Origin of the sequence: Hyalangium sp. (genome assembly GCF_035629615.1) — a bacterium.
GTDB lineage: Bacteria > Myxococcota > Myxococcia > Myxococcales > Myxococcaceae > Hyalangium.
The window spans coordinates 1-7723 of sequence record NZ_DASPHO010000052.1; the positions used below are offsets into that span (position 1 = coordinate 1).

Annotated in this window: 7 protein-coding genes; 4 read left to right on the top strand and 3 right to left on the bottom strand. The window is 69.6% G+C overall.

Annotation, left to right across the window (positions count from 1 at the left end; genetic code table 11):
- The 3 genes from VD972_RS02295 to VD972_RS02305 form a co-directional block, all read left to right on the top strand.
- Positions 1-1127 (top strand): PEGA domain-containing protein (locus VD972_RS02295; protein WP_324980040.1); only part of this gene is annotated, 1127 nt, incomplete at its 5' end.
- 20 nt (positions 1128-1147) lie between these two features.
- Complete coding sequence (locus VD972_RS02300) at positions 1148-2680, top strand: GspE/PulE family protein (RefSeq protein WP_324980043.1); 1533 nt, start codon at positions 1148-1150, stop codon at positions 2678-2680.
- Between the two features lie 17 nt (positions 2681-2697).
- A complete protein-coding gene (locus tag VD972_RS02305; protein WP_324980046.1) occupies positions 2698-3426 on the top strand; it encodes a PEGA domain-containing protein in 729 nt (242 codons plus the stop codon).
- Between the two features lie 67 nt (positions 3427-3493).
- Here the strand turns inward: VD972_RS02305 and VD972_RS02310 are convergent, their stop codons facing one another.
- From VD972_RS02310 to VD972_RS02320, 3 genes are read right to left on the bottom strand one after another with little or no spacing between them, the layout of a single operon-like run.
- Positions 3494-4330, bottom strand: a complete 837-nt coding sequence (locus VD972_RS02310; protein WP_324980050.1) for a tetratricopeptide repeat protein — start codon at positions 4328-4330, stop codon at positions 3494-3496.
- Positions 4330-4722 (bottom strand): membrane protein insertion efficiency factor YidD, encoded by a 393-nt coding sequence (yidD, locus tag VD972_RS02315; protein ID WP_324980052.1) that lies wholly within the window; start codon positions 4720-4722, stop codon positions 4330-4332. Before yidD ends, VD972_RS02310 begins: the two co-directional genes overlap by 1 nt.
- Before the next feature lie 19 nt (positions 4723-4741).
- Positions 4742-6445, bottom strand: a complete 1704-nt coding sequence (locus VD972_RS02320; protein WP_414653967.1) for an amidohydrolase — start codon at positions 6443-6445, stop codon at positions 4742-4744.
- 632 nt (positions 6446-7077) lie between these two features.
- On the opposite strand from VD972_RS02320, the gene VD972_RS02325 reads away from it, so the two are divergent.
- The gene (locus VD972_RS02325) at positions 7078-7605 is read left to right on the top strand and encodes a hypothetical protein (RefSeq protein WP_324980055.1); all 528 of its coding nucleotides are present in this window, start codon (positions 7078-7080) and stop codon (positions 7603-7605) included.
- Positions 7606-7723 lie beyond the last annotated feature (118 nt).

Below are 7723 nucleotides of genomic sequence, written 5' to 3' on the forward strand. Positions count from 1 at the left end.
GGAACTCGCAGGTCTCCGGCTTCACGGATCCCCGAGGCCGGGTGGACGGAGACCAGCCCCAGTCGGAGGTGGTGGACGCGGTGCGCCGCCCCACGGGCCGCAAGAAGGTGGTGGCCGCGGCGGCCGCGCTCCTGGGGGTGGTGCTGGCGGGGGTGCTGACCTTCACGCTGATCCGCTCTCCCGCCCCGGTCGCGGCCGTGGAGGGCGAGGTGACGGTGGAGAGTGATCCTCCGGGGGCCTCCCTGGTCGTGGACGGGCTGATGTCGACGGTGAAGACGCCGGGCACCTTGCGGATGCTGGCGTTCGATCAGGATTTGCGTGTGCGGATCGAGAAGGAGGGCCGCGAGCCGCGAGAGGTGACGGTCCGGCTCACTCGTCAGGCCCCGAGCAAGACCGTCTCCGTGCTGCTGCCCGAGGAGGCGGCGAAGCCAGGGACGATCACGCTGGTGACGGAGCCGCCGGGCGCCTCGGTGGTGCTGGACGGGAAGCTGCAGGAAGGCGCGACGCCGCTGACGCTGCCCGAGGTGGCCTCGGGGGTGGAGCACCTGATCCGCGTGAGCCTCGCAGGCCACCAGGAGGAGGCGGCCACGGTGAAGGTGCAGCCCGGCGCGACGGAGGCGGTGAAGCTCTCGCTGAAGGTGCTCGCCCTGCCCGAGCCGCAGTCCGAGCCCGAGCTGGCCTCGGATCTGCGCGCGAAGAAGAGCAAGAAGGACACCCTGACGGGGGAAGTGGAGATCTCCAGCACGCCGTCCGCGGACATCTTCCTTGGCACGAAGAAGCTGGGGCGCACGCCGGCGACGGTGAAGCTGCCGGTGGGGAAGGTGACGCTCACGTTCGTCAACGCCGAGATCGATCTGCGCCAGACGTCCGTGGTGAACGTGGAGGCCAAGGGGAAGACCCGCAGCGCCATTCAGTTCCGGAAGGGGAAGATCGCCGCGGACGCGAAGCCCTGGGCGGACGTCTACATCGGTGAGCGGAAGCTGGGCACCACGCCGCTGGCGCCGCGTGAAGTCTACGAGGGCAGCTACACGCTGCGCCTGGTGAACAGCGAGCTGGGGGCCATCAAGGCAGTCAAGGTGGTAGTGCAGCCGGGCAAGACGACGGTCGTGCGCGAGCAGCTCCAGTAGTGGTAGATTCTCCCCATCCCATGACTGCGCAGATGAGCAAGGCCACCCGCGGCCTGTGGACCCTCGCCGGGCTGGTTCTCGTGGCGGGCATCGCTTCCTTCGTCTACCGGCACTCGCCCGGGGGCGTGGGGCCCGCGCTGAAGCTGGGCGGCGCCTACCTCCAGACGGCCCTCTCGCCACTGGTGCTCCTGAGCGCCGGGCTGGCGCTCGTGCTGGGCGTGGGCTCGACCCTCGTGACCTCCTACGCGCGCCGCGCGCCTCCGCCCATGGCGAAGCGCCCGGCCCTGTCCCCGCTGGAGGTGGTGAACGAGGACGTGGCCATCGTCGTGCGCGAGATGCTGGTGGAGCTGGGCCAGTACCTGCGCGGCATCGCCACCCAGCCGGATCCGGACATCATCGTCTTCATGGACACGCTGATGGACGGGGCCATCCGCGTGGGCGCCAGCGACGTGCACATCCACCCCCTGGAGGCGGGCACGCGCATTGCCTTCCGCGTCCACGGGGTGCTGGAGGAGGTGCTCACCATTCCTCGCGAGCACCACCCGCGCCTCATCAACCGCATCAAGGTGCTGGCGAAGCTCACCCTCTACAAGCTCGACAAGCCGCAGGACGGGCACTTCTCGCTCTCCACCCAGGAGGGGCCCGCGGACATCCGCGTCTCGCTCCTCCCCACCAACCACGGCGAGGCCGTGGCGCTGCGCATCGCCCGCTCCGGTGTGCGGCTGCCCCGGCTCACGGCGCTCGGGTTCCCCCAGGCGCTGCTGGACAGGTACCAGCAGAGCCTGGCGCTGCCCCAGGGCGTCATCTTCGTGGCGGGCGCTACGGGCAGCGGCAAGACGACGTCGCTGTACGCCTCGCTCGGCTACATCAAGGAGTCGCGAGGCGAGCTCACGCGCATCGCCACCATCGAGGATCCCGTCGAGTTCGACGTGCCCCTCTTCGCGCAGACACAGGTCAACGCCGAGCAGGGCTTCACCTTCGCCCAGGGCCTGCGCTCGGTGCTGCGCCAGGATCCCAACGTCATCATGGTGGGCGAGATCCGCGATCCGGAGACGGCGCGCACGGCCATCCAGGCGGGCCTGAGCGGCCACTTGATCCTCACCACCATCCACGCGAACTCGGCCTCGGGCGTGTTCAACCGGCTCATCGAGATGGGGGCGGAGCCCTTCCTGCTGGCGTCCGCCACGGTGGCGACCATCTCTCAGCGGCTGGTTCGCGCGCTGTGCCCGCACTGCCGTACGCCCTCGCCCATCAGCCCCGAGGATGTGGTCCGGCTGGACTCGGCGGGGCTGGCTGGGGGCACTTTCTATAGCGCGGTGGGCTGCGCAAAGTGTGGCGGCGGTGGGTATCTGGGCCGCACCGCCATCTACGAGATGCTGGTCGTCACCGCGGCCATCCGCGAAGCCATCAACGCCAAGGTGCCGTCGCCCCAGCTGCAGGAGATCGCCATGAAGGAAGGGATGGTGCCGCTGCTGGCGGCGGGGGTGGAGCGCGCGCGCGCCGGGGCGACGACGCTGCGTGAAGTGTTCCGGGTCGTCGGCGGCGGAGCCTGAGGGCGGGGAGGAGCCACGTGAGCAACGCAAAGGAGCCCAAGCAGGACTGGCCGTCGGCCGAGGGAGAGCCGGCCCGTGACGAGATGAAGGACTCGCTCATGGGCCGCACCCAGGAGGCCGAGCACGTCCAGTCGCGGTTCTCCAACCTCCGGCTCCCTGGCGAGGCCTCCGCTGAGCCCGAGGCTCGGCCCACGGGGACGCCGCGGGCGACGGGGACGGTGTCCGTGCATCAGCCGGTCCGGGAGAAGGTGGGCACCTTCCTGCCTTCGACGGAGGGCGGGCCCTGGAGCGTGGCGGCGGCGTTGCGGCTGGGTGCTGCGGGGTTCGGGCTGATGACGGCGGTGCTGCTCGTGCTGCCGGAGCTCAACGGCTCGTTCCAGGCGCCGACAACGGAGATGCTCACCCAGCCGACCTACACGACGCTCGCGCCGGTCCTCGACACGCCTGCGCCGGCAGCGAAGCCGGGGCAGATCATCACCGAGCAGACGGCGTCCTTCGAAGGGGCGGCCATCCTGATGGTCGAGTCCGAGCCCGGGGGCGTCTCCGTCCGGGTGGATGGCAACGACCAGGGGAACACGCCAGTGTCGCTCACCTTGGACTGCTTGCCCGGCAAGCCCATCAAGGTCGAGGTGGCGCGGAAGGGCTACGAGCGTGCGCAGCACCTCACGTTCTGCCGCACCAACACGATGATCAAGCTCTACGCCCGGCTGCGCAAAGTCGGGAAGAAGCCAGGCGCACCGGATTGAGCGATCCCGCTCGGGCGTCCAGCGTACTACCTTCCAGGTGGGGCTTGGAGCGGAGGGACAGGCTCGCTCAGCGGGAGGTGGGGCTTGGAGGCCAGGTCTCCGGCCGGTCGTTGAACCGCGTACGGAGCCCATCGAGCGCCTGAAGTCGCACATCCCGGTTGTACTTCTGCGCGCCACTGACGGCTCCGAAGATGGTGCCCGTGTACCAGATCAGCTCGAGCGCACCGAGGAGCACCGCAACGCCCACCTGATCCCGGCGGATGGACTCATAGAGGGCAAAGGAGAACAGACCGTTCCATCCCAGGGCCGCGAGTCCGACCAGGGGCTCTCCGATATAGAGGTGTCCCGCGCCAGGGACCACGGAGAGTAACCCCGCGAGCAAGGGCGACTTACGGGGCAAGGACCTCCAGTTCTTCGCGGCCTCCGTGAGCTGGCCCTTCTCGGGCAGAGACGCGACTGCTGCAAAAGCCCCCACGGCCGCCTCGCTCTTGTCCTCCGTGAGCAGCGCCCAGCCCAGCAGGTAGCGCGCGCGGTCGGCGTCGGCCGCGTCTCTGGCCCCGTACTGCCGGAGGAAGGACTGGAGAGAGAAGATCGCGGCCTGGGAACGGCCCGCGGAATAGCGTGCCCAGCCCGTCTCCAGCAGCGCTCGGGCCTGCCACTCCGGGGAGAGCTCCGCCAGGGAGAGAAAGTGAGCCTCAGCGGCGTCAGGCTGCTCTCCGTGGACATAGGCCCGGCCGATGGCGAGCCGCGCCTCGTCCGCCAGGGGAGAGTCCGGATACAGATAGAGGAAGCGTTTGTACTCTCCGATGGCGCGGTAATAGTCGCCGTCGCCATCCAGGGAGCGGGCGAAGCCCAGCTGCTGCTCCGCTTCGGGCGTTCCCGCCAGGACCAGGGCCAGAAGCATCAAGGAAACCAAAACGTGCTCTCCTCCAGCGGGTCCAGGAAGACGATCCGTCCCTGTCGCAGGGCCACGGGAAGCTGACGCACCGAGGAGGAATGCGCGTCGCGCAGCAGCCGGTCGTAGGCCAGCCAGAACCCCACCACGCCATACCGGCTGATCGCCTCGCGGGCGTAGGCCGAGCACGTGGGACGGTGCGAGCAGCGCGGTCCATCGATGGGCGTCACGACGGTCCGGTAGAAGCCGTAGGCCACGAGGAGGAAGTCTCCCGCGGGCACCTCGCGCTGCACGGGGGTGGAGGGAGACACCTCGCGAGTGACGGGATGGTGGGCATTCCCGAACGGCGGTGGGGAGGCTGTGAGGGTCAGGGAGGCTACGGCGGCCAGAAGGAAGAGCATGAGAGCGCCCAACTCCTTCCTAGGGAGCAGCGTTGTAGACCGTGTCTCCGCCAATCACGGTGAGGCGCACCTGGGCCGTGAGCAGGTCCGAGGGCTGCGCGTCCACCGGATCGACAGAGAGCGCGACGAAGTCCGCGTCCATTCCGGGCTGGAGCCGGCCGCGCAGGTCCTCCGCGAACGAGGCAAAGGCATTGCCCACGGTGAAGCCCTCGAGCGCCTCTTCGCCGCTGAGGCGCTGGTCGGGGAGCCACCCGCCTGGAGGCTGGCCGGCCGCGTCTTGCCGGGTGCGTGCGGCGTAGAGGCCCGCGAGCATGTCCGGACGCTCCACCGGGAAGTCGCTGCCGAGCGCCAGCGTGGCGCCCGCGGCCTTGAGCCGTTGCCACGCATAGGCGCCGCGGATGCGCTCGGGCCCCACGCGCGTCTCCGCCCAAGGCATGTCGCTGGTGGCGTGCGTGGGCTGCACGCTGGCGATGAAGCCGTTGGCGCCCAGCTTCGTGATGTCCTCCAGGCGCAGCACCTGGGCATGCTCCACGCGGTGGCGTCCCTTGCGTACACCCTCGGGGCCCGCAACGCGCAGCAGCGTGTCGAGGACGATGGCATTGGCCCGGTCGCCGATGGCATGCGTGGCCGTCTGGAAACCGCGGCCGATGAAGGCCCGCACGCGGGCTTCGTACTCCTCGGGGTTGAGCAGGAGCAGGCCGCTCTGGCCATGCTCATCGCTGTAGGGTGCGTGGAGCGCCGCGCCGCGGCTGCCCAGCGCTCCGTCCAGCATCAGCTTCACGGCTCGCATCGTGAGCCGGTTGCCCTGGAAGGGCCCCAGCTCCAGGTATTTCTCACGCTCGGGGCCGATGCCGTCCGCCATCGCGTAGACGCGCAGCGGGAGGCGGCCCTCGGCGTCCCAGCGCTTGAGCAGGTTGAAGGTGCGCAGGTCCATGCCCGCGTCGTGGACACCTGTCATCCCGTTCTGCGCGCAGACGGCGAGCGCCGCCGTGAGCTGCGCCTCGAACTGCTCGTCGGTGGGCGGGGGCATGACCGCGAAGACGAGGTCCATGGCGTTGTCCACGAGGATGCCGGTGGGCTCGCCATCAGGGCCGCGGAGGATGCGTCCACCCTGCGGATCCTTCGTGTCGCGGGTGATGCGCGCGCGGCGCAGGGCCTCGCCGTTGGCCCAGAGGGCATGGCCATCGATGCGTGACAGGGCCACGGGCGTGGTGGGCCAGCCCGCATCCAGCTCCGCGCGGGCAGGGAACGCCTTCTCCGGCCAGTCGTTCTGGTCCCACCCCTGGCCGATGAGCCAGTCTCCCTGAAAGGCGGATCGGGGCGCGGCCTTCAGGCGCGAGAGCACCTCCTGCCGGGAGTCGGCCCCCACCAGCGTGACGGCTGAGAGCGCGCGGCCCAGCCCCGCCAGGTGTCCGTGGCCGTCGGTGAGGCCGGGCACCACCGTCGCCTCCCCGAGATCCACCACGCGAGCCTCGCTGCCGGCAGCGGAGATCATCTCGTCTCGGGAGCCGGTCGCCAGCACCTTGCCGTCTCGCACGGCGAGCGCCTCGGCGGCGGGTCGCGCCGGGTCGAGCGTCTGCACATGGCGGGCGAGGTACACCGTGGTGGAGGAAGAAGGAGGGGGCTTCGTGTCGGGAGCGCGCCGGGTACAGCCGGGCACGCACGCCAGGAGGAGCACCGCCACGAGGGAACACCGGACACCTTGCATCGAGACACCTGTCATGGTCCCACCCCGGACGCCGGGGCGCGGGCGCGGCACTCTGGCGCACCCGGGCGGTGCTGGCTACGGCGTCGATGCGCCCGTCACGGGTGGTCCGGGTGGAGCCGGTGCCGCCACGTGGTGCGCTGCGAGGTGTACTGCCGGTTCTCGAACAGCTTGATGAGCACCAGGCCTGCCACGAAGCCGCCGATGTGGGCCCAGACCGCGACCCCGCCCGAGGCCTCTGGGCGGACCGTGTTGAGCTGAGGCAGACCGGTGATGACCTGGAGGACGAATCAGTAGATGAGCACCACCCAGGCCGGCACGGAGATGATGTGGAGGAAGAAGAAGATGGGGATGAAGCCAGCGCTGCCCCGTCCAACCCCGCGCCCTGCAGGAAGATCCAGACAAGGCAATGGCGCCGAAGATCAGGTACGTCATCACTGGCGTACGCAGGGTGGGATTGTCATCACTGATAGGGAACATGCAGGCACGGGGTGGGCCATGCGTCAGGAGGATGCACCTCGCGTGTACGGCGAATGACGTCCTGGCAGCTCCGGTGGCCGAGGCGAGCTGGACATCGATACCGTGCCGCTTGGCTCCGGAGGAGGCCCGTGCTTGAAAGGGGGTGTTTCTCTCAACCCTGGAGCCGAACCATGACGCCTTCCAAGTCCCCGCTCGGGTCCACCGCGCTGTTGGTGGTGGCCGCTCTCGCTCTCACCACAGGCTGCGCCGCGAACCGCCGTGAGACATACCTCCAAGAGAAGGCGGGCACCCACGTCTACCGCCTGCCCATCGCCGAGGTGTGGCCCAAGGCCAAGGAGGTCCTCACCGAAGAGGGCTACTCCGTCATGGAGGCCAAGGGCGGCTTCGAGATGCAGACGGACTGGATGATGCAGGGCGCCCCCTCCTCCCTGGGCACCTCCTACGCGCGCTACCTCATCCGCGGCATCGAGAAGGGCCCTGGCCAGTGCTCTGTGGAGTTCCTCAAGCAGAACCGCGTCGAGGCCCAGGGCGCCCACGATCCCAACAACAACAACCAGTCCGTGGGCGGCGAGCCTCCCCCCGCCACGAACGCCACCGGGCTGACGCGCGACTACGCCTTGGAGTGGAAGCTGCTCCAGAAGGTGGACCCCGAGACGGCCAAGGCCTGGGAGGCCGAGGCCGCTCAGAAGGTGCAGTAGCCGCCCTCAGTCTCTCAGCGGCAGCTCCACGGTGAGCCCATCGTGGGCCACCTCCACCGGCCCCTTGAACTCCTCGCGCGCCTGCACGAGCAGCTTCGAGGGATCGGTGTCGTGCCGG